The 21,217-nt window shown below is 65.3% G+C and carries 20 protein-coding genes; 8 read left to right on the forward strand and 12 right to left on the reverse strand.

Translation table 11 applies throughout. From position 1 onward, the window contains the following. Window positions 1-23: 23 nt before the first annotated feature. Window positions 24-659 (reverse strand): ankyrin repeat domain-containing protein, encoded by a 636-nt coding sequence (locus FJW07_RS05950; RefSeq protein WP_140855083.1) that lies wholly within the window; start codon window positions 657-659, stop codon window positions 24-26. Between the two features lie 169 nt (window positions 660-828). After that, window positions 829-2,037 (reverse strand): MFS transporter, encoded by a 1,209-nt coding sequence (locus FJW07_RS05955; protein WP_140855086.1) that lies wholly within the window; start codon window positions 2,035-2,037, stop codon window positions 829-831. A 394-nt stretch (window positions 2,038-2,431) separates the two neighbouring features. On the opposite strand from FJW07_RS05955, the gene FJW07_RS05960 reads away from it, so the two are divergent. Continuing rightward, window positions 2,432-2,851, forward strand: coding sequence for a VOC family protein (locus tag FJW07_RS05960; RefSeq protein WP_140645452.1), 420 nt, complete (start codon window positions 2,432-2,434; stop codon window positions 2,849-2,851). A 13-nt stretch (window positions 2,852-2,864) separates the two neighbouring features. Here FJW07_RS05960 and FJW07_RS05965 read toward each other — a convergent pair whose 3' ends face one another. The 5 genes from FJW07_RS05965 to FJW07_RS05985 form a co-directional block, all read right to left on the reverse strand. Further along, entirely contained in the window at window positions 2,865-3,758 is an 894-nt protein-coding gene (locus FJW07_RS05965) for a carbohydrate ABC transporter permease (RefSeq protein WP_140645453.1), read from the reverse strand. A gap of 1 nt (window position 3,759) precedes the next feature. Next, a complete protein-coding gene (locus FJW07_RS05970; RefSeq protein WP_140645454.1) occupies window positions 3,760-4,698 on the reverse strand; it encodes a sugar ABC transporter permease in 939 nt (312 codons plus the stop codon). Window positions 4,699-4,795: 97 nt separating this feature from the next. Continuing rightward, window positions 4,796-6,121: an ABC transporter substrate-binding protein gene (locus FJW07_RS05975; protein ID WP_140855089.1), complete on the reverse strand. Its 1,326-nt coding sequence runs from the start codon at window positions 6,119-6,121 to the stop codon at window positions 4,796-4,798. Between the two features lie 36 nt (window positions 6,122-6,157). Continuing rightward, the gene (gene ugpC / locus FJW07_RS05980; RefSeq protein ID WP_140785051.1) at window positions 6,158-7,234 is read right to left on the reverse strand and encodes a sn-glycerol-3-phosphate ABC transporter ATP-binding protein UgpC; all 1,077 of its coding nucleotides are present in this window, start codon (window positions 7,232-7,234) and stop codon (window positions 6,158-6,160) included. Between the two features lie 301 nt (window positions 7,235-7,535). After that, the gene (locus FJW07_RS05985) at window positions 7,536-8,135 is read right to left on the reverse strand and encodes a DUF922 domain-containing protein (RefSeq protein ID WP_140645457.1); all 600 of its coding nucleotides are present in this window, start codon (window positions 8,133-8,135) and stop codon (window positions 7,536-7,538) included. A gap of 116 nt (window positions 8,136-8,251) precedes the next feature. On the opposite strand from FJW07_RS05985, the gene FJW07_RS05990 reads away from it, so the two are divergent. The 4 genes from FJW07_RS05990 (at window position 8,252) to FJW07_RS06005 (ending at window position 10,801) form a co-directional block, all read left to right on the forward strand. Then, on the forward strand, window positions 8,252-8,485 hold the full coding sequence (locus FJW07_RS05990) for a hypothetical protein (protein WP_140645458.1): 234 nt from the start codon (window positions 8,252-8,254) through the stop codon (window positions 8,483-8,485). A 139-nt stretch (window positions 8,486-8,624) separates the two neighbouring features. Beyond that, complete coding sequence (locus FJW07_RS05995; protein ID WP_140855091.1) at window positions 8,625-9,722, forward strand: NAD(P)/FAD-dependent oxidoreductase; 1,098 nt, start codon at window positions 8,625-8,627, stop codon at window positions 9,720-9,722. 117 nt (window positions 9,723-9,839) lie between these two features. Next, window positions 9,840-10,469: a glutathione S-transferase family protein gene (locus FJW07_RS06000; RefSeq protein WP_140855094.1), complete on the forward strand. Its 630-nt coding sequence runs from the start codon at window positions 9,840-9,842 to the stop codon at window positions 10,467-10,469. A gap of 104 nt (window positions 10,470-10,573) precedes the next feature. Further along, window positions 10,574-10,801, forward strand: coding sequence for a hypothetical protein (locus tag FJW07_RS06005; protein ID WP_246680676.1), 228 nt, complete (start codon window positions 10,574-10,576; stop codon window positions 10,799-10,801). Between the two features lie 121 nt (window positions 10,802-10,922). Here FJW07_RS06005 and FJW07_RS06010 read toward each other — a convergent pair whose 3' ends face one another. Beyond that, on the reverse strand, window positions 10,923-11,924 hold the full coding sequence (locus tag FJW07_RS06010) for an aldo/keto reductase (protein ID WP_140855097.1): 1,002 nt from the start codon (window positions 11,922-11,924) through the stop codon (window positions 10,923-10,925). A 133-nt stretch (window positions 11,925-12,057) separates the two neighbouring features. Between FJW07_RS06010 and FJW07_RS06015 the strand changes: the two genes are divergently transcribed. After that, window positions 12,058-13,209, forward strand: a complete 1,152-nt coding sequence (locus FJW07_RS06015) for a hypothetical protein (protein ID WP_140855100.1) — start codon at window positions 12,058-12,060, stop codon at window positions 13,207-13,209. Next, window positions 13,202-13,951 carry an ABC transporter ATP-binding protein gene (locus FJW07_RS06020; protein ID WP_140645463.1) on the forward strand — a complete coding sequence of 250 codons (750 nt, stop codon included), beginning with the start codon at window positions 13,202-13,204 and terminating at the stop codon, window positions 13,949-13,951. The genes FJW07_RS06015 and FJW07_RS06020 overlap by 8 nt, the downstream gene beginning before the upstream one ends. 7 nt (window positions 13,952-13,958) lie before the next feature. Here the strand turns inward: FJW07_RS06020 and FJW07_RS06025 are convergent, their stop codons facing one another. The 4 genes from FJW07_RS06025 to FJW07_RS06040 form a co-directional block, all read right to left on the reverse strand. Further along, window positions 13,959-14,456, reverse strand: coding sequence for an N-acetyltransferase (locus FJW07_RS06025; protein ID WP_140855102.1), 498 nt, complete (start codon window positions 14,454-14,456; stop codon window positions 13,959-13,961). A 106-nt stretch (window positions 14,457-14,562) separates the two neighbouring features. Then, window positions 14,563-15,771: an NAD(P)/FAD-dependent oxidoreductase gene (locus tag FJW07_RS06030; protein WP_140855105.1), complete on the reverse strand. Its 1,209-nt coding sequence runs from the start codon at window positions 15,769-15,771 to the stop codon at window positions 14,563-14,565. Between the two features lie 252 nt (window positions 15,772-16,023). Further along, window positions 16,024-17,313: an NAD(P)/FAD-dependent oxidoreductase gene (locus FJW07_RS06035; RefSeq protein ID WP_140855108.1), complete on the reverse strand. Its 1,290-nt coding sequence runs from the start codon at window positions 17,311-17,313 to the stop codon at window positions 16,024-16,026. After that, a complete protein-coding gene (locus FJW07_RS06040; RefSeq protein ID WP_140855110.1) occupies window positions 17,310-18,839 on the reverse strand; it encodes a formyl transferase in 1,530 nt (509 codons plus the stop codon). The genes FJW07_RS06035 and FJW07_RS06040 overlap by 4 nt, the downstream gene beginning before the upstream one ends. A 249-nt stretch (window positions 18,840-19,088) precedes the next feature. Between FJW07_RS06040 and FJW07_RS06045 the strand changes: the two genes are divergently transcribed. After that, window positions 19,089-21,176, forward strand: a complete 2,088-nt coding sequence (locus tag FJW07_RS06045) for a Wzz/FepE/Etk N-terminal domain-containing protein (protein WP_140855113.1) — start codon at window positions 19,089-19,091, stop codon at window positions 21,174-21,176. Window positions 21,177-21,217 lie beyond the last annotated feature (41 nt).

Raw genomic sequence — 21,217 nt, forward strand, 5'->3', positions numbered from 1 at the left:
GCTCCCTCGGCGTCGCCTTGTCCTCACTTGCCTTCGAAGAACGCGTGGATCGCCGCTTCCAGTTTCTCGATGAGCTCGCCGTTGCGGGTGCTGCCGGCCCAGATCAGGGCGTTGAGCCGCATGTCCTTGTTGAGGAAGTTTACCTTCCTGGACTCAAGCAGATAGTCAGCGACCGCAAAGTGCCGCCCCTTGATGGCTTCGATGAGGGCGCTATTACGTCCAGTCTTGTCGGCCGCATTGACGTCCGCGCCGTGCTCGACCAGCAGCTTGACGGCATCGAGATGTCCGTTCCTTGCCGCTTCGATGAGCGCCGTCCTGCCGTAATAGTCGGCACGGGCATCGATATTGATACGGGGATGGGCCGCCAGCGCCTGGATGCAGGCGTAATGGCCCTTGGCCGCCGCCAGGCTCAAGGGCGTGCTCTTCCATTTGTTCCTGGAATTGACGTCGATTGCCGGATCCGCGATCAGCGTCATGAGCGCCGCGATGCGGGCATTATGGGCGGCAAGATGCAGCGCCGACCAGCCGTCTTCGTCGGCCTGGTTGATGTCGGCGCCTGCCGCGAGTTCCGCCCGAACGGCTTCGGTGTCGCCCTTCTCCGCCGCGATCAGCAGGTTGGACCACCCCCTGGCGTCGTCGGCTTCCACGCTTGCGCTCACTGCGATGCTCTCCGGACCACGATCGCGCCGACACCCACTGGATATTCGTCGGCCGGCGCTCATCGATCGCGGCTTTTACGGAGCGTTTCACACTCACCGGCGTCCGGCAACGGATTTCGAGCCGGTGGAGCTGCCAATCTCCCCTACAAGGGGAAGATCAGCAGTTTCCTCACGCCATCTGCAGCTTCTGCCGGCTGGGCTGCGGCGGGAAGGCGATGGCGATGCCGGCCGCGCCCAGCCCGATCAGCGCCGAGCCGATGAACAGCCAGTGATAGCTGGCGGTGGCGTCGTAGATCATGCCGCCGGCGAGCGGCCCCAGCGACATGCCGAGGCTGGAGAGCATCGTGGCCGCACCGAGGATGGTGCCGATGATGCGCAGGCCGAAATATTCGCGCGCCAGCACAGCGTAAAGCGGCATCACGCCGCCATAGGTGGCGCCGAAGATGACGGCCAGAAGGTAGAACTGGTCGAGCTGGCCGACGGTGAGATAAGCGGCGATCACCAGCCCCTGGATGGCGAGCCCGGCGACCAGCACCGGCTTCACGCCCAGCCGGTCGCCGAGCACGCCATAGAGAATGCGCCCGCCAAGGCCGGCGAGCCCCTCGACGCTGTAGATCGATACGGCCGCCATCGGCGCCACGCCGCAGGACATGGCGTAGCTCACCATGTGGAAGATCGGGCCCGAATGCGCTGCGCAGCAGGCGAAGAAGGTCAAGCCCAGCACGATGAATTGCGGCGAGCGCAGCGCCTGGCCGACGCTCATGCCGGGATCGTCGGCGGCGGGCGCCGGCGTCCCATCGGCGGTAGTGATTGCCGCCGGCGGTTGGCGCACCAGGAAGACGGCGGGCAACAGCAGCACCCAAGCCATGACGCCGATGTCGAACATGGCGGTGCGCCAGTCATAAGCCGTGATCAGCCAGCGCGCGAAGGGCGAGATGGTCATCGGCGCGACGCCCATGCCAGCCGAGACCAGCGAGACGGCAAGGCTGCGGTTGGTGTCGAACCAGGCGGTGGTGAGCGCGATCATCGGCGCGAAGAAGGCGCTGGCCGCAAGGCCTACGATCACGCCATAGCTGAGCTGGAAGACCAACAGCGAATCGGCGCGGCTCGCCACCACCAACGACAGGCCGAGCAGCACCGCGCCCGCAAGCACCACGGGCCGCGCGCCGACCCGGTCATAGATCGCGCCCCAGGCGAAGCCGCCGAGGCCCATCACCAGGAAGTTCAAGGTCATGGCGCTGGAAATGCCGGTGCGCGACCAGTTCGTGTCGAGCGACATCGGCTCCAGAAAGATCGCCAGCGAAAACATGGCGCCGAGCGCCACGCAGGTCATCAGCGCGCCCGCCGCGACGATGACCCAACGATAGGAATGGTTCATGGTTCTGCTCCCATGCCGAAAGGCATCCTGTTTGATGCGGCACGGTTTTTCCAGTCCACCGGGCCGTTTGCGTCCGAAGGACGCCAGGGCGGGAGCCGATCCTACAATCTGGTTGCATTTTTTATCCGGATTTTTGGCGCCCAAGAGAGTGGAAGGCGCCGACGAGGAAAGTCAGCGCTCTGCGAAATCCCCCTCTGGCATCTTCCAAGCACTTGCTTGGGGCAAGTCCGCTCGCAAATGCAGGAAAATGCTATCTCTCCCCTCGTGCGGGAGATGTCCGGCAGGACGCTGTCCCGCCAGCGTCTCCAACTGTCAGCAGCCTGCAGACCCCCGCGTTGACCGCACAGCAGGCGCTTCTAGATTGAGCCGCAGCATTCAGAAGGAGGCGTCACCCATGGAACTCTATCGCGGCCGGCTCATCGACCATCTGCACCTGGTGGTGCGCGACCTTGAGGCCAGCCGGCATTTCTATGGCGCGGTGCTTGAGGTGCTGGGCATCCCGATCGGCGGCGAAGCCGAGGATTACTTCTGGGTGGACGAGCTGTTCATTTCCGGCATCGACAGCCGCGCGTCACGCGGCGCGCTCACCGGCCGCCACCATTTCGCTTTCCAGGCCAAAGACCGCGCCATGGTCGACGCTTTCTACCAGGCGGGGCTCGCCGCCGGCGGCAAGGACAATGGCGCGCCGGGCGAACGCCACTACCATCCCGGCTACTACGCCTGCTTCCTGCTCGACCCCGACGGCAACAACGTCGAGGCGGTGTTCCACGGCGAGGCCAAGCGAAGTGCCGCGGCGGTGGAGATCAGTTTTTAGAGCAGCCCCGCTGCTACTCCTTCACCGCGCCCGTCATCGATGAAACATAGTGCTCGACGAAGAAGGAATAGAGCACCACCACCGGCAGCGAGCCGATCAGCGCGCCGGCCATAAGCGCGCCCCATTCATAGACGTCGGAGCGAACGAGTTCGGTGAGCACGCCGACCGGCACCGTCTTCTTCTCCGAAGACTGGATGAAGGTCAGCGCATAGATGAACTCATTCCAGGACAAGGTGAAGGCGAAGATGCCGGCCGAGATCAGGCCGGGCACCGACAGCGGCAGCACGATCTTGGTGAGGATCTGCCAGCGGCTCGCGCCATCGATGAGCGCGCATTCCTCCAACTCGAAGGGGATAGAGCGGAAGTAGCCCATCAGAAGCCAGGTGCAGAACGGGATGAGGAAGGTCGGATAGGTGAGGATCAGCGCGAATGGTGTGTCGTATAGACCGAGGTTGAACACCATCACCGATAGCGGGATGAACAGGATAGAAGGCGGCACGAGATAAGCGAGGAAGACGGCGAGGCCAACTTGCCGCGCCCCCGAAAACCTCAGCCGCTCGATCGCATAGGCGGCAAGCACGGCAGCCGCCAGCGACAGGAAAGTTGCGGCGGTCGAAATGATGATGGTGTTGAGCAACCAGCCTGGGTAGGAGGTCTCGAAGAGCAAATAGCGAATGTGCTCCAGCGTCGGATGCACGACCCAGAACGGATTGTAGTTCACATAGTCGGTCATCTCGATATTGGGCTTAACCGCAGTGATCGTCATCCAGTAGAACGGAAACAGGAGCACGATCAGAAACACCAGCAGCGGCAGATAGACCGTCACCACCCGCCGCGGAAGGCTTTGCAGGTAGCCCATGCCGCCTTCGTCGGTCTCCAGGCGCTCGATTTCCTTGATTGCGGCCATGTCAGTCCCCGCCGCCTTGCTGCCATCTGCGCCGTTGGAGGCCGAAATAGCTGAACAGGATCGCCGCCAGCAGGAAAGGAATCATGGCGACCGCGATTGCCGCGCCTTCGCCCAGTTGGCCCCCCGCAATACCGCGCTGGAAGGACAATGTCGCCATCAGATGCGTGGCGTTCACCGGGCCGCCGCGGGTCAGCACATAGATCAGCTGGAAATCGGTGAAGGTGAACAGCACCGAAAACGTCATCGTGATGGCTATGATCGGCGTCAGCAACGGCAGGGTCACGTAGCGGAACAGCTGCCAGCGGCTGGCGCCGTCGAGCGTAGCAGCCTCGTAGAGCGATTGCGGAATGGTCTGCAGTCCGGCAAGCAGCGTGATGGCGACAAAGGGAATGCCTCGCCACACATTGGCCGCGATGACCGAGGCGCGCGCATTGGTCGGATCACCGAGAAAATTGATGCGGTGGTCAATCAGGCCCATCTGTTGCAACGCCCAGGACAGGATCGAAAACTGCGAGTCGTAGATCCACCAGAAGGCGATGGCCGACAGCACGGTCGGCACCACCCAGGGCAGCAGCACTACGGCGCGAAAGAACGACTTGAAAGGCAGCTTCTCATTGAGGATGAGAGCCAGCCACAGTCCGAGCACGAATTTCAGGATCGAGGCGCTGACCGTGTAGAGCAGCGTGTTGAAGACCGACAGCCAGAACACGCTGTCACTCCACAGATATTCGTAGTTCTCGATGCCGATGAAGATGCCCGGTCGGCCGATGCGTGTGTCAGTGAAGCCGAGCCAGACGCCGAGGCCGAGCGGATAGGTGAGAAAGACCAGGAGCAGCGCCGCCGCCGGCAGCATGAAGCCGAAGCCGAGAGCGTTCCTGCTCTCGGCGAGCCGCGACAGGATCGACGGGCGCGGCTGAACGGCAACGGACGGCACGGCCATGGCGCGGGCTCCTTGTTATGCGGGTGGAACTGTGGCTGACCGCGCTTGGCGTGCGTAGGCCGCAAAGCGCGGTCAGCCTGCTTCAACTACGCCACGATCAGACGCGGTAGTAGCGGTTGGCGCGTTTTTCAGCCTCTTCCATTGCTTCCTGCGGCGTCGCCTGGCCCGTCACCGCTTTGGCGAACATGTCCACCAGCACGTAATCGGCCATTGTCGCGGCGGATGCATAGCCGAGCGGCCCGGCATAGCCGTTGGGGCGCAGCGTCGCCGAGGCTTTCGCGTAGGCCGCATTGTTAGAGTCGGCCTTCCAAACCGGGTTGTTGTCGAACGCTTTCAGCGTCTGGCAGCAATAGCCCGCCGACGAAGTGATCCAGTCGGACATTTGCGGATCTTCGAACATGAACTGCAGATAGGCTTTGGCAGCATTGGGATAGGGCGTGTAATTGAAGATGACAGCCGTGGTCACCTGGAAAAGCTCGACCGATTTCCCGACCGGCCCGATCGGCATGTTGGTAGTGCGGATGTCCTTGGCGATCTCAGCCAGCTTCGGGTCATTGTCCTTGTTGATCTTTGCTGTGTTGTAGGCCGAGATGCCGTTGGCGATCACGCTCACTTCCCCAGCCAGGAAAGCGCGGTTGTTGTTGACGTCAAGCCAGCTTTCCGTGCCGGGGATGAAGGTCTTGTAAAGTTCCTGCGCATATTCGATCGCCTTGAGCGTCTCCGGACTGTTGATCGTCACCTTGCCGGCTTCGTCGACCATCTGGCCGCCGTGGCTCCACAGCAGCCAATGCGCGTAATTGTTGCCGTCGCCAACGCCGTGGCCATGGGTGAAGCCGGCGGGATGGCCTTTCGCCTTCAACGCCTTGCAAAGCTCCAGGAAACCGGCCGTGTCCTTGGGGAATTCGGAGAAGCCTGCCTCCTTGACCCAGCTTTCGCGGTAGACGATGGCGTTGCCGATGGTGGCCAGCGGCAAGCCGATGAACTTGCCCTCGCGCGTCGCATATTGTTTCGGGCCGTCATACCAGCCGCCATACTTCTTGCCGAGATAATCACCCAGTTCCGTCACATCGAGCAGCTTGTCGGGATACTGGTGCGGGTCGTCGAACCAGACGAACATCAGGTCGGGGCCGGAGCCGACACTGGCGGCGACCGCCGCTTTGGGTCGGATGTCTTCCCAGCTTTCCTTGTCGACGCGCACCTCCACGCCCGTCGCCTCGGTGAACCGCGTGGTATTCTTCAGCCACTGGTCCTCGTCGCCCTGCACGAAGGGCGACCAGCGCAGCAGCCTGAGCTTGGCACCTTCCTCGGGCTTATAGGTCAGGCCTTCCTGGGCGAAGGCGCTCGAGCCGGCGAAGCGGCTGCCCAGGGCTCCGGCCGCCGCGGCTGCGGTCGTGCGGATTACATCGCGTCTGGTGAACTTCATACTCGTTTCCTCCTGCTTGCTTCCTCGTTGCGTTGTCTATCGCCCCGCTTCGATCCGCTGGCCCGTTCCGCCGTGGAACAGATGGATGGGGCCAGGCTCGACCGACAGCCGGATGGTTTCTCCCGGCGTGAAGGAATGGCGTTCGCGGAAATTGGCGACGATGTCCTCGCCGCCCGCCGTCCGGCCGATGATCTGCACTTCCGAACCGGTCGGCTCGATCACCACCACCGTGACCGGAATGCCGTCGTCGGCGAGCCGCAGGTGCTCGGGCCGCACTCCGAGCATCATTGCCTCGCCGTTGCGGATCGCGGGTGGTTTCGGCAAAGGCACGGAAATGCCGCCCGCGCCCCGGAAGGACGGCGCGCCGTCGCTGGCGAACGTGCCCTTGAGAAGGTTCATGGCCGGCGAGCCGATGAAGCTTGCGACGAACAGATTGTTCGGCCGATCGTAGAGGTCCAGCGGCGGCCCGATCTGCTCGACGACGCCGTCATGCATGACCACGATCTTGTCGGCCATGGTCATGGCCTCGATCTGGTCGTGCGTGACATAGACCGTCGTCGTCTTCAGCCGCTGGTGCAGTTCCTTGATCTCGGCGCGCATCTGAACCCTGAGCTTTGCATCGAGATTGCTGAGCGGCTCGTCGAACAGGAACACCTGCGGATTGCGCACGATCGCCCGGCCCATGGCGACGCGCTGGCGCTGGCCGCCGGAAAGCTGGCGCGGATAGCGCGACAGAAGAGGAATCAGCCCGAGGATCTCGGCCGCGCGCTTGACCCCCGCATCGCTTTCAGCCTTCGGAACACCCTTCAGCATGAGCGAGAAGGCCATGTTCTCGGCCACCGTCATGTGCGGATAGAGCGCATAGTTCTGGAAGACCATGGCCACGTCGCGCTCTTTCGGCGCAACGTTGTTGACGATACGGCTGCCGATCGAGATATGGCCGCGCGAGATTTTTTCCAGGCCGGCGATCATTCGCAGAAGCGTCGATTTTCCGCAGCCCGATGGGCCGACGAGCGTGACGAACTCGCCGTCTTCTATATCGACTCTGACCCCATGCAGGATTTCGGTGGCCCCGAACGATTTGTAGACATCGCCAATCGCGACAGACGCCATCGAACTCCTCCCGATGGTTCCCTGCGAGGTCTCGCGGGGAGCCGTTTCTATCAGGCGTGGTTGAAAGGATGCCGGCAGGCATCCACCACTGGCGTCGGCGACGTCTGCCCCAGCTCCCCCCGGGTCACGCGACGGTGAAACGGTAGCGCTACCACATCCGCCTGTAAAGCGGCGACAGGCGCCCTTATACTTTCGTCGCGCAGGACATGTGAGCGAAGCCGGCTTTGAAGCGAAGCCAGGCCGGACGGTGCCGGATTGCCGGCAAGTGAATGCTCGAATAGCGGCTGGACAAGGTTTGCTTTCAGCCTCCAAACAGAAACGCCGCGATCAGCTTCAGCATGTTGCCGTCCTGCCCGAACTCGACCTTGTCGAAGTCGCGGCTGTCCTGGCGCTGCGCCTTGGAGAGCTGGTCGAGATAGGCCGTCAGTTCCGCCCTGACCTTCTTGCAGCCGGGATCGTTCTGGGCGGTAAGGCCAGTGCTGAAGGCGACGATCTTGTCCACCATGTCGACGATGCCGGCGCCGTGCACCTTCTCATGCGCGATCAGCCCGGCGGCGAAGGTGTCCCAGCGCGTTTGCAAGGCTGAACCAAGCTTTCCCGCCGGCTTGGGCAGCGTGTAGGTGATGATCAGCTTCGGCCGCGCCGTCTTCAGCACGCAGGCGCCGCCTTGCGGCTGGTAGTCGCGCTGCCATGTCAGCTTGAAGAAAGTATGCGCGATCACGCGCCGGGCGTTGCCGGCCGAATCTTTGCCGATCACCGGCCCTTTCTCCCCGATCGAGAGATAAAGCTGTTCGGCGCTCTGGCCTGAGACGGCATAGGTCTCGATTTTCTCGATGGGTTTCCAGTCGGCGAGCGCCGGCGTGGGCGAAAGCAGGGCGGCGAGGAGGAGGGCGGGCTTCATGGGCGAGCCATAGCATCGCGCCTCGTTCTGAAGAAGCCGGCCCGCGGATTTTTGGAACCCGCTTCGCCGGTCGCTCGTTTCCTTGGGCAATCATCCCGACCATGGGGGAGGACAAGATGACCCGCAACGATATCATCTCCGTGCTTGGACCGGTCGACGAGGCCGTCATCGCCGACATCGCGCTGACCGGCGCCAGCCTCGAGGAACTGCGCGAGGCCTTCGCCTGGATCGGCGCCGACGAGGCGCTGGTCAACGAGGGCCACGCCATGCCCGGCGTGCGCGTGGCGAAACTGATCGAAATCCTCGACCCTCCCGAGGACGAGCCCGAGACGCCGGGCGCGATAGAGTAGGGCAGCGACGCTTTATCTCCCCCACTTGCGTACCCTCGAGGGGAGATAGGCGGCGTGCCGCCCCTCTAGGTATTCTCACCTACTTGTCCCTCTGCACCTCTCGTCATAGCCTGCGTCGCCTGGGCGGGAGGAGAGGTCTTTGGACACCAATGTCGTCATCGTCGGCGCCGGGCCTGCCGGGCTCGCGGTCGCCGCCTGCCTGAAACAGGCGGGGCAGGATTTCATCATCCTTGAAAGGGCCAATGAGGTTGCGCCCTCCTGGCGCGAGCATTATAGGCGACTGCACCTGCACACGGTGAAGTCCTTCTCGTCGCTGCCCTTCGTGCCGTTCCCGAAGAGCCACCCGCGCTACGTGCAGCGCGAAAAAGTGGTCGATTATCTCGACGCCTATGCCGGGCGTTTCGGGCTGAAGCCGCGCTTCGGCGTCACCGTCAAATCGGTCCACCGCGAAGGCGAGCGCCTGCTGGTCCAGACCGATGCCGGGCTGTTCGATGCCCGCAAAGTGGTGGTGGCCACCGGCAACAACGCCGAGCCCATCACGCCACGCTTCCCCGGCATCGAGGCCTTCAAGGGCAAGGTGCTGCACAGCGCCGCCTATACTGAGGCCGCGCCTTACGTCGGCAAGGACGTGCTGGTCGTCGGCATGGGCAATACGGGCGCGGAAATCGCGCTCGACCTCGCCGAAAGCGGCGCCAGGCCCACCATCTCGGTGCGCAAGGGCGTCCACATTGTGCCGCGCCAGCTGTTCGGCGTGCCGATCCAGATGGTGGGCATCGCCAGCCGGCCGATGCCGCAGGCGCTGAACGACTGGATGTTTCCGAAAATCCTCGATCTGGCGCTGGGCAAGCTGGAGAGATACGGCATCGTGCGGCCGAAACAGGGCATCCTGCAAGGGATCGAAGCCGGCCGCATTCCGGTGATCGATGTCGGCACGGTGGCAGCGATCAAGGCCGGCCGGATCGGCATCGCCCCGGATATCGCAAGCTTCACCGCCGACGGCGTGAAGTTCGCCGATCGCGTTGAGAAGAAATTCGACGCGGCGATTTTCGCCACGGGCTACCGCCCGGCCTATGACGGCTTCCTCCCGGCGGAGCTCAGGCCGGACAAGAGCGGCGTGAATGCTCGCGCGACGGAGCTCGGCGTCTATCTCGTCGGTTTCTACAACCCTGTCACCGGCCTGCTGCGCGAGATCGGCATCGAGGCGCAGGCGGTCGCGAGGGATATTGCGAGGCGGTGAGGGCGAAGCGTCGAAGCTGCTGGTCTGCCTGCTCGAGGTTGAGATGAGGCGCCTGAATCGGGTGGCTCTCACATCGCCCTCCATGCGAAGCCATCCGATCACACCGAGGACCGCTCAATGCTCACGCTCTACGACTATCTCCCCTCGCAAAATGCCTGGAAGGTTCGCGTCCTGCTCGGCCTGCTCGGTATCGCCTACGAAACCCGTATCGTCTCGATCTTCGAGGGCGAGAGCCACACGGAGGCCTTCCTGAAGCTCAACCCGGCGGGCGCCGTTCCGGTGCTCGCCGTGGAGAATGGCCAGGCGATCGCCGAGTCCAACGCGATCCTCGTCCTCGTTGCGGAAGGCACGTCCTATCTTCCGGTAGACCGGCTTGCCCGCGCCAAGGTGATGCAGTGGCTGTTCTTCGAGCAGTATTATGTCGAGCCGGTCATCGGCTCGCTGCGTTTCTGGACGCTGACCGGCCGCCTGGAGCGCAACCAGGCGCTAGTTGCCGGCAAGCGCGAAGCGGGCGCGCGGGCACTTGGCGCGCTGGAGCGCAGCTTGGTCGACACACCTTTCCTGGTCGGCGACGCGCTCACCATTGCCGACATTGCTGTCTACGCCTACGCCCACCGCGCAGAAGATTGCGGTTTTGAGCTTGCCGATCATCCGGCGGTCGGTGCCTGGATGGGGCGCGTCAGCGAGGCGATCGGCCCGGACTATCCGGTGCATCCCTACAGCATCGATCCGCATTCGCACGCTTGAGCCACCGGAACACAGCGGCGGGACAGGGCGTTCTGCAAAGGCAGCGTGTCGGGCGTCGCCTCATCGGCACCGCCTGCTTCGCGTCCCAGCCATGGAGATCCGCAATGGTTCGCACCATCGCCGTCGCAATCCTCGCCACTGGCATGATCAGCCTGCCTGCCAAGGCGGCCGAGCAATACTGGGTGGCCCGAGACGCGGTCTCGAAGCAGTGCGAGATCGTGCCGAAGAAGCCCGACGGCACGCTTGTCGTCGACCTCGGCAAGAAGAAATACGCCAGCGAGGGCGAGGCGAGGAAGGCGATGGAGGCGATGTCGGACTGCAAGAAGAACTAATGCATGTCGCGCAAAAGTGTGCAGCGGTTTTGCGATAACGACATGCATGAAAACAAAGGCTTTTAAAGCGCGTCGCCTGAATCCGCTTCAGCGCGACACGCTTTAGCCGCTGGGATAACGCCTACCGGTCCACAAGAGACATCGTCCGCTCGTTGTAGCGCGGCCCCGACACCTTGTCGGGCGTCAGCGCCATGTCGAGCCCCAGCATCTCGGTGGCGTCGAGCGCGATGTCGGCCGCCGCGACATTCTCTTCCAGATAGGTCCGGCGCTTGGTGCCGGGGATCGGCACGATGTCGATGCCGAAATCGGGGCCTTTGGCGAGCAGCCAGGCGATTGCGATCTGGCCGGGCTTCACCCCCTTGGCGTTGGCGATGTCTCGCACCGTGGCGGCCGCGGCGACATTGGCGTCGAAATTCTCGCCCTGGTAGCGCGGGTCGCCGCGGCGGAAATCGCCCTCCGGATAGTCTTCCGCGCGCTTGACGTCGCCAGCGAGGAAGCCGCGGCCGAGCGGCGCGAACGGCACCAGGCCGATGCCCAGCTCCTTCAGCGCCGGGATGATCTCCGGCTCGAGGTTGCGCTCCCACAGCGAATACTCGCTCTGCAGCGCCGAGACAGGATGCACGGCATGCGCGCGGCGGATGTTGGCGATGCCCGCCTCCGACAGGCCGAAGAAGCGCACCTTGCCCTCGGCCACCAATTCGCCGACCGCGCCCGCGACGTCTTCCATCGGCACGGCGGGGTCGACGCGGTGCTGATAAAGCAGGTCGATGCGGTCGGTGGCGAGCCGTTTGAGCGAAGCGTCGACAACCTCGCGTATATGCTCGGGCCGGCTGTCGGTGCCGGACTGCTTGCCGTCGGCGATGCGGAAGCCGAACTTCGTCGCGATGGTCACCTGGTCGCGCCGGCCTTTCAGCGCGTGTCCAAGCAGTTCCTCGTTGACGAACGGCCCATAGACCTCGGCGGTGTCGAGAAAGGTGCAGCCGAGCTCGATTGCCCGGTGCAGCGTCGCGATCGACTCCGCCTCGTCGGCCGGCCCATAGGCCTGGCTCATGCCCATGCAGCCGAGGCCGATGGCCGAGACTTCGAGCCCCTGGCTGCCGAGTTTGTGTTTGCCGAGGCTCATGCGTCTTGCTCCGCCGAATTTTCGATCCGGCTAAATTATAGGGCCGGGCGTGAATGCGTCCAGCGCTGGCCCTATTGACGGCGCAATCGTCGCCATCCTTGTCCGGCGATGACTCCACTGCGATGACCGTCCAATGCGGCACGACAGGCTTGTCCTGATATTGCTCTGGCGCGAGCTGGTCGCCGGCCTGCGCGCAACGCGGCGCCGCGATCTCGCCTGGATTGCGCTCGGCGGCGGTGGACTTCTGGCCTATGCGGTTGCGGATATCGTCGTCGCCCTGCATGCCGCGGGTCCGAAGCTGCGGCACGACCAGCTTTTGTGGATGCTTGGACTGCCAGTCGCTTTCGCCGCGCTGGGATGCCTGGCGGGCAATGCAATGTCGCGCCTTTGCCTTTCTCGCGCCTTTGCCCCCTTTCTCAAGGCGCTGCCGCTCGCTTCGGCGGAGCGCTGTCGCATGGCGGCGATAGGAGCCTTCGCGCTCGGCCTTCCACTCACGCTGATGATCGCCACGGCGGTCGGCTTCGCCTGCGCTGTCATCGGAAAGCCGTTGGCGCCGGCCTGGGGCTTGGGCGCGGCCATCCTGTTTGCCTTGAGCTTCGGCATGGCAGCCTTTTGGCGCCTGCGGCGGCGGCCGCGCCTTGTCGTCGATGCGGCGAGCGAGGCGGCGCCGGTCGGAAGGCCCTGGCTGCGCCGCCTCGACCAGGCGCGTCCAAGCTGGCTTTCCAGCTGGGCCTGGAAACTGCCGGCCGGCAATATACGGCCGTCTTGGAAGCTGGCGACCGCCAGCCTGCTGCTCGGGCTTGCGGCCATCCTTGGCGTATGGGCCAGCCTGGCCGGCCGAACGGCTGGGCCGGCGGCTGTCGCAGGCCTGGCGGGCGGCATTTTTGTTTTCATGCTCAGCCTGCGCTGCCAGCCGCTCGGCTCGCCGGTGCTGCGCACGGCGCCCATCGGTTTTACCCGCGTATGGCTGCGGCTGGTACGACTGCCGCTGCAATTGTCGCTCGCCTTCTTTCTGCTGCCGGCCGGCGCGGCGCTCGCGGCCGAACCGTCGGCCTGGTCGGTGCCGGTCGCGAGCGGCCTTTGGCTGCTGGTGCTGAACGGCGCCTATGCGGTGTTCGGCGCCTATTTCCTCAATGCGCCCTTCGTCGCAATGCTGAGTTTCGCCGGCGCGCTCGCCTATGCCGGCTACGAGACGCTCGAATATGGCCGTGCCGTGCTGATCGGCTTGGCGGCGCTGGTGTTTTTCTTGTGGCACCGAACCCGACAGAGATATCGCAATGGCTGAAGTCCTCACCATTAAAGAGCTCAGCGCCGGCTATCGCGGGCGCATTGTCGTTCGCGGCATCGATCTTTCGCTCCGTCGGGGCGATATAGTCGGCCTGCTCGGTGCCAATGGCTCGGGCAAGTCGACGCTCATCAGGGCGATCACCGGCCAGATCCCGTTGATCGGCGGCAGCGTGGCGATCGACGGCATCGACCTCGCCGCCGCGCCGGAGCGCGCCAAAGCCGGCTTCGGCCTTGCCATCGAGCCCCACGAGCTGCCGGCGCTTTCGGGACGCCAGTATATCGAGCTCGTCGCCTCGATCCGTGGCTGCGCGCCAAACGACCTGCCAAACGGCGACCTGCCGGGCGGCGACCTCCTGGAGCGACTAGACCTTGGACGCTGGATCGACCGCCCGATCGCCGAATATTCGCTCGGCACGCGAGCCAAGATCGCCATCGTCGCGGCGCTTCTCGGCCGGCCGCCGCTTCTGATCTTCGACGAGACGCTGAACGGCCTCGACCCGGTCGCTGCCTGGGAGGTGAAACGCGTGATCACCGCGCTCTGCGCGAGCGGGCGGCGTGCCGCCATCGTCTCGACCCATGTGGTGGAGGCCGTGCCGGCGCTCTGCAATCGCGCGGTGCTGATGGCCGACGGCAGCCTGAGCCGAAGCTGGGATGCGGCTCAGCTGGCCGAAGCGGGCAGGGCGCCTGGGGCGTTTGAGGAAAGCGTCATGCAGGCGTTGCGCATGCGGGCCGCTGCCTGATGTCGACCTAAGCCCTCGGCAGCATGCGGCGCATGATCAGCGATGCATGCCCGTCGACGCCGTGTGCCGCTTCCCGGCGTTCGACCACTTCGAAGCCATGCTTGCGGTAGAAGGCGATCGCGCGGTCGTTGCCTTCGATCACTTCCAGCGCGATGCTGGGGATGCCGGCATGCGCGGCAAGCACCGCGTGCAAAAGGTCGACCGCGAGACCGCTGCCGAACGCCTGCGGCTCGATATGGAGCCGCTCCAGCATGACGTCGCCCTTTGCGTCCATCGCCGCCATGGCGTAGCCGGCGATCGAGCCGTCGGCGCCTTCGGCGACGAAGGACATCTTGTCCTCGTCGTCGAGCTCGGCCGCGAGCTGGTCCGGCGCATGCCTTTCGTCGGAAAGCCGTGCCACGGTTTCGTCGCCCATGATCGGTGCATAGGTCCGCCGCCAGGATTGGCCGAGCAGCCGCGATACATCGGCCAAGTCGTTCCTCGTCATCGCCCGGATGCGGGTCATCTTCGTGGTCCTTGTTACAACCTGAAGATAGGGCGAAGCGCGGGGCGCGGCCAACCCCGCGCGAGCGGCTCCGGATGCAGCAGACGCAAGAGGGATGCCTTTCGGCTCAGGCAGCGCTGGGCGCCGGCAATTCCTCGCGATCGCGCATCTTGCGCCCGAGGATCACCAGCTGGCGCGCCGTGTTGTTGCGCAGGCGGCGCAGCCGCCATTCGAGCCCCGTCTCGATGGTGATCCGCTTGGCGTAGATGCTGGAGCGCATGCCGGCTTTGTCGGTGGCGACCTTCACCGGATCGTCGTAGAAGGCGCAAATCTTTTCGGCGTCCATGCCGGGCGTCGAGAGCCATTGCGGGATATAGGTCGACGCAAGCCGGTCGACGTCGGTCACCACCCGGTTGATGCCGATGCCGGGCGTCGGGCACGTCGTCCAGAACGCGTCGCCGATGGTGACGACGCCGGCGCGACGATGCTGCCTGGTCGTCGTCAGGCTGACCTGCCTCACTTCGACGGCCCCGGCGACGGCGAAGTTGCCGCATTGCCTGGCGATCTCCGGCATCAGCTCGCAAAGCATTTTCTGCGGATTTTCGCGGAACGCCCGCGTCCATTCCTCGGCCACGGTGCGATAGGCGAACATGTTGCCCCGCATGCGGTCGCCGATCGGGAAGACGCTGAGATAGGCGACACGATCCGCCGGGTTCCTGGCGTAGCAGGCAAGGGCCGGGTAGGCGCATTGTTGCGGCGTGATCGCGAGGTCGAATCCGATCGATAGCGAATGCGCCTTCGATTCCTCGACGCGTTCGATGCCGATGGCGCGCCGCACCGCCTCGCCGTAGCCGGTAGCCACCACGAGCAGTCGGGCATCGATGACGGAACCGTCGGTCAGCACCAGGCGCTGCCGGTCCGGCCCGGTCGAAACCTCGGCGACCTTGCCCACCGTCAGCGGCACCTGCCGAGGCAGGGCCTGCCGCATGCCGTTGACCAGAGCGCCGTAGGAGAAAGCAAATTCCCATTTCCGTTCGCGCCGGAAGAACTGGCCGAGGCGGAAGACGTGGATGTCGGTCATCGGCGTGACCAGGGGCCTGATGGCAGGGCCAAGGCCGAGCTTCTCGAACACCTGCATCTGCTTCATGCCGATCTTCTCGGCCCGGAACTCGTCGTGATGCACCAGATGCGGGTCGACCAGCGCCACCTTGCGGCCGGCTTTGCCCAGCACCGCGGCCAAGCTCGTGCCCGCCAGCCCGGCGCCAACGATCGCCACTTCGACTTCGGCCGCGCCAGCCTCGACGGCGGGCGTTTCGCGGCCCTGTGCGGTGCTCATTGTTCTGCTCTCCACAGCCCACGGCGAAATATCTAGAGTAGCTGAAACAATCTCAAGCAACCCAGGCGCGAGCAGGGTAGCAATGGAAAATTAGGTTAATCCGCGGCACTGCCCGGCACGTGCCGCCGCTCGATAGCCCGCCGCCGAGCCGATAGAGACGGCAGCGGGCCATTGGTGCGACGGGAGTGCTGTCCCGCCGAGCAGAAGACACTGCTCGCCACGATCTAAGCCAGCTTCGCCAAGGATCGCGACTTACGGATTGGTAAGATCGCTCACGATCATGTTCCCAGGCCGGGCCGGCGTCTTGCCGGTTTGGTCGAACGCAGTTCCCCCTGGGTCAAGCCCGGCGCCACTCGGTTTTCCCGCCTCGCGGAACCGTCGGCCGAAGATCATCAGGTGCCGCGCGGTATTGTTGCGCAGGCGGCGCAGGCGCCATTCAAGCCCGGTCTCGGTCGTGATGCGCCTGGCATAGATGCTGGCGCGCATGGCTCTTTCGTCGGCGGCGATCTTGATCGGATCGTCGTAGAAGGCGCAGATCTTGTCGGCCGCCATGCCGGGCGTTTCGAGCCAGGCGGGGATATGCGTCGAGCCGAGGCAATCGACATCGGTAAGCACCCGGTGGATGCCGTCGCCTTGCGCCGGGCAGGTCGTGGCGAACGCATCGCCGATGAAGACGACGCCGTCGCGGCGATGGCCCTGCGTCGTCGTCAGGCTGACCTGCCTCACTTCGACCTCGCTGGCGACGGCGAAGTTGCCGCACCGCTCGGCGATCTCCGGCATCAGCTCCATGAGCATCTTTTGCGGGTCTTCGCGGAACGTCCGCACCCACGGATCGGCGACGGTCCGGTAGATGAACATGTTCGCCCGCATCCGCTCGCCGATCCGGAAGATGGTAAGAAAGGCAATGCGGTCGGCGACCCGCCTTCCATAGAAGGTGAGGGACTGGAGGCCGAATTCCTGTGGCGTGATCGCGAGATCGAATCCCATCGTCAGCGAATGCGCCTTCGATTCCTCGACGCGCTCGACGCCGATGGCGCGCCGCACCGCCTCGCTGTAGCCGGTGGCCACCACCAAGAGCCGGGCTTCGATGACGGAGCCGTCGGTGAGCACCAGGCGCTGGCGGTCCGGTCCCGTCGAGACCTCCGCGACCTTGCCAATCGTCAGCGGCACTTGCGGAGGCAGAGCCGCGCGCAGGCCGTTGACCAGCGGCGTGTAGGAAAAGGCGTACTCCCAGCCTTGCTTGCGCTCGAACAGCTGGCCGAAGCGGAAGACATGGACGTCGGTCATCGGCGTGACGAGAGACCTGAAGACCGGGCCGAGGCCGAGCTTCTCGAACAGCCCCATCTGCTCCGCCCGGGTTTTCTCGGCCCGGAACTCTTCATGGTGGATGCGATGCGGATCGACCAGCGCGACCTTGCGGCCCGCCTTGGCGAGCGTCATCGCCAGAACGGTGCCGGCGAGCCCGGCGCCGACGATCGCCACTTCGACCTCGGACCGCCCAGGCGGCGCGCCAGCTGTCTCGCGGTGCTCTGCGATGCTCATTTTCCGTCTCCAGGGGCCGCCGGGATGACATCATGCCGCCGCGTCCTCCAACGCGGCGCCATTGCCGAACCATCTATGAATTCCAGTCCGCCCGCCTCGTTGAGTGTATGCAGCTTGCGGCCGGCCCAGCCGGCGCCTGGGTTGAGGATCGTTTCGACGGTCTGTTCCATGCCGCTATCGTCGAGTCGGGTGACCCGCGCTATGCCGAGCCCGGCGCCATAGCTCCTGCGGCAATCCTGCACCGGGCGCAGGAGCTGGCCGCCGCGGCTGACCATGCGGCCCGCCGGCCGTGCCGAGGCGATGTCGATCAGCAACGGGTTCTTCGGATGCGCCGTCCACGGTCCACGGAAATCCGGCGCCGACCACAGATGCAGCTGGTCCGAGAAGGAGCCGCCGCCGTCGCGCACAGTGGCGAACATCCACCAGCGTCCGCCATGCTCGGTGAGCGTGGCGTCGCTGGCGACGATGTCCGACAGAAGCGTCGCTTCCTTCACCCAGCCGCCCGGGAAGGCGGTGGCACGGTAGAGATCGACGCTGCGGTTGGCGCCACTCTCCGGCACCATCCACATCTGGCCGTCGCGCTCGAAGACGAAGGGGTAGGAGAGGTGGTAGGGCAGTTCCAGAACTGGTTTCGGGGTCCCGGCCGGTCCGTTCGGACCGAAAGCCACGGCCGAAAGGATCGCCTTGCCGGTGCGGTGGATGTAATCCTCGACGAACAGCGTCACCTGGCCGCGATAGAGTACCGGGAAAGGGTCCGCGTAAAAGCGGCTGCCGTCGTCCGGCAGATCGCGCCAGCCCGATTGCGGATGGGCGCGCAGCTCGTAGAGGTCCTTGCCTCCGGTCTCGCGCCAGCCGACCCGCCAATGCGGGGCGTTGTAGCAGAGATGGTATATCTGCTGCACGATGCGGCGCGCCGTCGCCTTGGCCGCACGCAGGCCGAGCTTCGTGGCCGACGGCATGGCCGGAGCCGGCGCCTCGGATGACGGTTCGGGCAGCACCGGAAGCGACGAGCGCGCGGCACCGCTGACCGCCGCGACGATCAGGCTGGCGCTACGCGCCAGCCTGTCCTGGAAGGAAGCCAGCGCGATCCCGTGATATTCGGTGCCGAGCCGCCCTTCGGCGACGGTCGCACCGTTCTGTTCCAGACGGGCGAGCGGGGTGCGGCCAGCAAGGATCAGCGCCAGCAGGGCCTCTTCGCCGCAGGCGCCGTCATAGGTCAGGCGCCAGACCCGTCGGCCCTGCGGCTCGACATCGCCGATGAGATCGACGGTGATATCGGCCGGCGCGGACGCTCTCGCATGGCCGGCCAGTGTCGAAAGTGGCACACGCCTTGCCGTGCCATCGGCGGGCAGCCGATGGATCAGCGTCTCAAGTTGGAACAGCGCCTCGGCGGCGCGCGGCACGCCGCCCGCCGCCGGCCGGGCGTCGACGGCAAGCTCGACGCCGGGCAGCAGCGACAGCCGCTCAGCCAGCGCCACATGGAAAGCGCGCACGCAATCGCCGTCGAGGCGCAGGGTCAGGCGCATCGCCAATCCCCGGGCGACTCATATCCGGTGCCGGCGGACCGGCCGGCCAAGTCAAGCTCCCGCCGCATGCGCACGATGTCTCCAATTTTTACGCTGCACTTAAATTTCTACTGCGTTGGTGCAAACTTCGTGCCAGTACCGCATCAATTTATGAACATAATTAACAGTGTTTTAATCGTTGCCGGGAATAGCTAGGCCAACGCCGCATTTCTCGTCTTGCCGGCCGATGGAGCGTTGTCGGAGCGACCTTTGCAATCACCCCTGCTCATGGTGCCTCAGCCGAACGCTCCGGAGGCGATCGCGCCAGCGCCGGCCTATTACGCGCCCGCGCCTGCCACGGTCGAGCTTGGCGATCTCGGCCGCATCCTGCTGCGCCGGCGCAAGCTGATCTTCGCAACCGTCGCGCTGCTCACCATCGCAACGCTGATCTACACCTTTCTGACGCCGGCGCTCTACTCCTCGACCGCGCAGATCATCATCGATCCGCAAGACCTCCAGGTCGTCACCAACGATGTCAATCCGAGCCGCATTTCGCCCGATGGCGGCATCACCCAGGTCGAAAGCCAGGTGAGCGTGGCCCAGTCGAACGGCGTCCTGCTGCGCGCCATCAAGGCGACCAACCTGACCGAGAACCCGGACTTCAACGGGCAGGGCGGACTTGGCCGCTGGCTGGGCATGTTCTTCGGCTCCGGCGACGGTGACAGGACGGCTGAGACGCTTGATGCGCTGCGCCGCCGCCTGGCGGTGAAGCGCGACGACAAGGTGCTGGTCCTCAACATCATCATCACCGCCAAGAGCGCCGACCTGGCGGCGGAACTCGCCAACGCCATCGCGCAGGCCTATCTCGACGACCAGGCGGAAGCGCGCTCGAAGGCCGCCGCCGACGCTTCCGACGCGATCAGCGCCCGGCTTGATGACCAGCGCAAGCGCGTCGAACAGGCGGCCAACGCCGTCGAGACCTACAAGGCCGAGCACAACATGGTGATGGCGGCCGGCAATCTGGTCAGCGACCAGGAACTGACCGACCTCAACACGCAGCTGACCGCCGCGCAGACCCGCACCGCGCAGCTCAAGGCGCAGGTCGACCAGCTGCGCCGGCAGGGCGGCGCGCCGGACGCGACGTCGGAGGCGATGCGCTCGCCGGTGATCGCCAGCCTCAGGGCGCAGGAGGCGACGCTGGTCGATCAGATCGCGCAGTTCGGCACCGAGCTCGGACCGCGCCATCCCTCGATGATCTCCGCGCAGCAGCAACTGAGCGACCTACGGAAGCTGATTTCGCGCGAGCTCGGCCGCCTCGTCACCGCCGCCGAGACCGATTACGAGCGCGCCTTGGCCAACCAGAAGGCGCTGGAGGCGAAGGTGGCGTCGCTGAAGGGCAAGTCGCTCGACACCGACCAGGCGTCGGTCAGGCTGCGCGAGCTGCAGCGCGATCTCGACGCCGTGCGCACCGTCTATGCCAATTACCTGCAGCGTGCCCAGGAAACGCGCGAGCAGACCAACGTCAACAGCACCAACGCCCGCATCATCTCGCAGGCCATGCCGGCGCTGAAGAAGAGCTGGCCGCCGAAGGGGCTGCTTGTGTTCGGCGCGATCTTCGGCGGGCTGGCGCTGGGCGTCGGCATGGCGCTGATCGCCGAATATCTGTCGCCGACCGTGCTGTCCGCCAACCAGATGCAGTCGGCCATCGAGGCGCCGGTGCTGGGCGTGTTGCCGGGCAAGGCGCGGCGCCGCTCCGGCGGCGCGGCGCAAAAGACCGATGCCGTGGCGGGGCTCGCGCTGCAGCGCATCGCCGCCGCCACCAGGCGTCCGCCGGACTGGCCGCTGGTCCCCTCGATCCTGGTGGCGTCGCCGCCCGAGGACAAGGACCAGCGGTCGAGGGTTGCATGGCAACTCGCCAACGCGGCGGCGGCCAGGGGGCGCCGCGTGCTGTTCATCGACATCAATGCCGGCAAGGGCCAGAAGGATCCGCAGCCCGGCGTGCTCGACGTGCTGCGCGGCGAATATCCGCTCGACGCGGTCAGCCGCTATGCGCCCGGCAGTTCCGTGGCGCTCATCGGCAGAGGCCGGCCGACCGCGGTGTTCCAGGAAGCGCAGGCGCTCTATTTCGCCCATCGCATGCTGGCCGAGGCCAATCGCAGCTTCGAGCTCGTCGTCGTCGACGGCGGCGCGCTGGCGGACGACCTCAACGTCCTGCCGCTGGTCGCCATGGCCGACGAGATCCTGCTCGTCGCCAGGCTGAACGCGACGCCGATGCGCGACGTCGCCTCGACCTCCGAAGCGGTCTCGGTCATGGGGCGGCTGCCGACCGGTGCCATGCTGGTCGACGAGGCGGCCTGACATGGCCTCGATCCTGGCTGGTTCCGCCGGGCCTGTTCCTG

The sequence above is a fragment of the Mesorhizobium sp. B3-1-9 genome (genome assembly GCF_006439595.1).
Taxonomy (GTDB): Bacteria; Pseudomonadota; Alphaproteobacteria; order Rhizobiales; family Rhizobiaceae; genus Mesorhizobium.

Bases quoted from the DNA above. Each gene is read 5' to 3' on its own strand.
- FJW07_RS05965 (WP_140645453.1), bottom strand. From the start codon at position 3,758: ATGGCCGCAATCAAGGAAATCGAGCGCCTGGAGACCGACGAAGGCGGC.
- FJW07_RS05975 (WP_140855089.1), bottom strand. From the start codon at position 6,121: ATGAAGTTCACCAGACGCGATGTAATCCGCACGACCGCAGCCGCGGCG.
- FJW07_RS05970 (WP_140645454.1), bottom strand. From the start codon at position 4,698: ATGGCCGTGCCGTCCGTTGCCGTTCAGCCGCGCCCGTCGATCCTGTCG.
- FJW07_RS06005 (WP_246680676.1), top strand. From the start codon at position 10,574: ATGGTTCGCACCATCGCCGTCGCAATCCTCGCCACTGGCATGATCAGC.
- ugpC (WP_140785051.1), bottom strand. From the start codon at position 7,234: ATGGCGTCTGTCGCGATTGGCGATGTCTACAAATCGTTCGGGGCCACC.
- FJW07_RS05960 (WP_140645452.1), top strand. From the start codon at position 2,432: ATGGAACTCTATCGCGGCCGGCTCATCGACCATCTGCACCTGGTGGTG.
- FJW07_RS06015 (WP_140855100.1), top strand. From the start codon at position 12,058: ATGCGGCACGACAGGCTTGTCCTGATATTGCTCTGGCGCGAGCTGGTC.
- FJW07_RS06035 (WP_140855108.1), bottom strand. From the start codon at position 17,313: ATGAGCATCGCAGAGCACCGCGAGACAGCTGGCGCGCCGCCTGGGCGG.
- FJW07_RS05955 (WP_140855086.1), bottom strand. From the start codon at position 2,037: ATGAACCATTCCTATCGTTGGGTCATCGTCGCGGCGGGCGCGCTGATG.
- FJW07_RS05990 (WP_140645458.1), top strand. From the start codon at position 8,252: ATGACCCGCAACGATATCATCTCCGTGCTTGGACCGGTCGACGAGGCC.
- FJW07_RS05985 (WP_140645457.1), bottom strand. From the start codon at position 8,135: ATGAAGCCCGCCCTCCTCCTCGCCGCCCTGCTTTCGCCCACGCCGGCG.
- FJW07_RS06030 (WP_140855105.1), bottom strand. From the start codon at position 15,771: ATGAGCACCGCACAGGGCCGCGAAACGCCCGCCGTCGAGGCTGGCGCG.
- FJW07_RS06025 (WP_140855102.1), bottom strand. From the start codon at position 14,456: ATGACCCGCATCCGGGCGATGACGAGGAACGACTTGGCCGATGTATCG.
- FJW07_RS06020 (WP_140645463.1), top strand. From the start codon at position 13,202: ATGGCTGAAGTCCTCACCATTAAAGAGCTCAGCGCCGGCTATCGCGGG.
- FJW07_RS06010 (WP_140855097.1), bottom strand. From the start codon at position 11,924: ATGAGCCTCGGCAAACACAAACTCGGCAGCCAGGGGCTCGAAGTCTCG.
- FJW07_RS06040 (WP_140855110.1), bottom strand. From the start codon at position 18,839: ATGCGCCTGACCCTGCGCCTCGACGGCGATTGCGTGCGCGCTTTCCAT.
- FJW07_RS06000 (WP_140855094.1), top strand. From the start codon at position 9,840: ATGCTCACGCTCTACGACTATCTCCCCTCGCAAAATGCCTGGAAGGTT.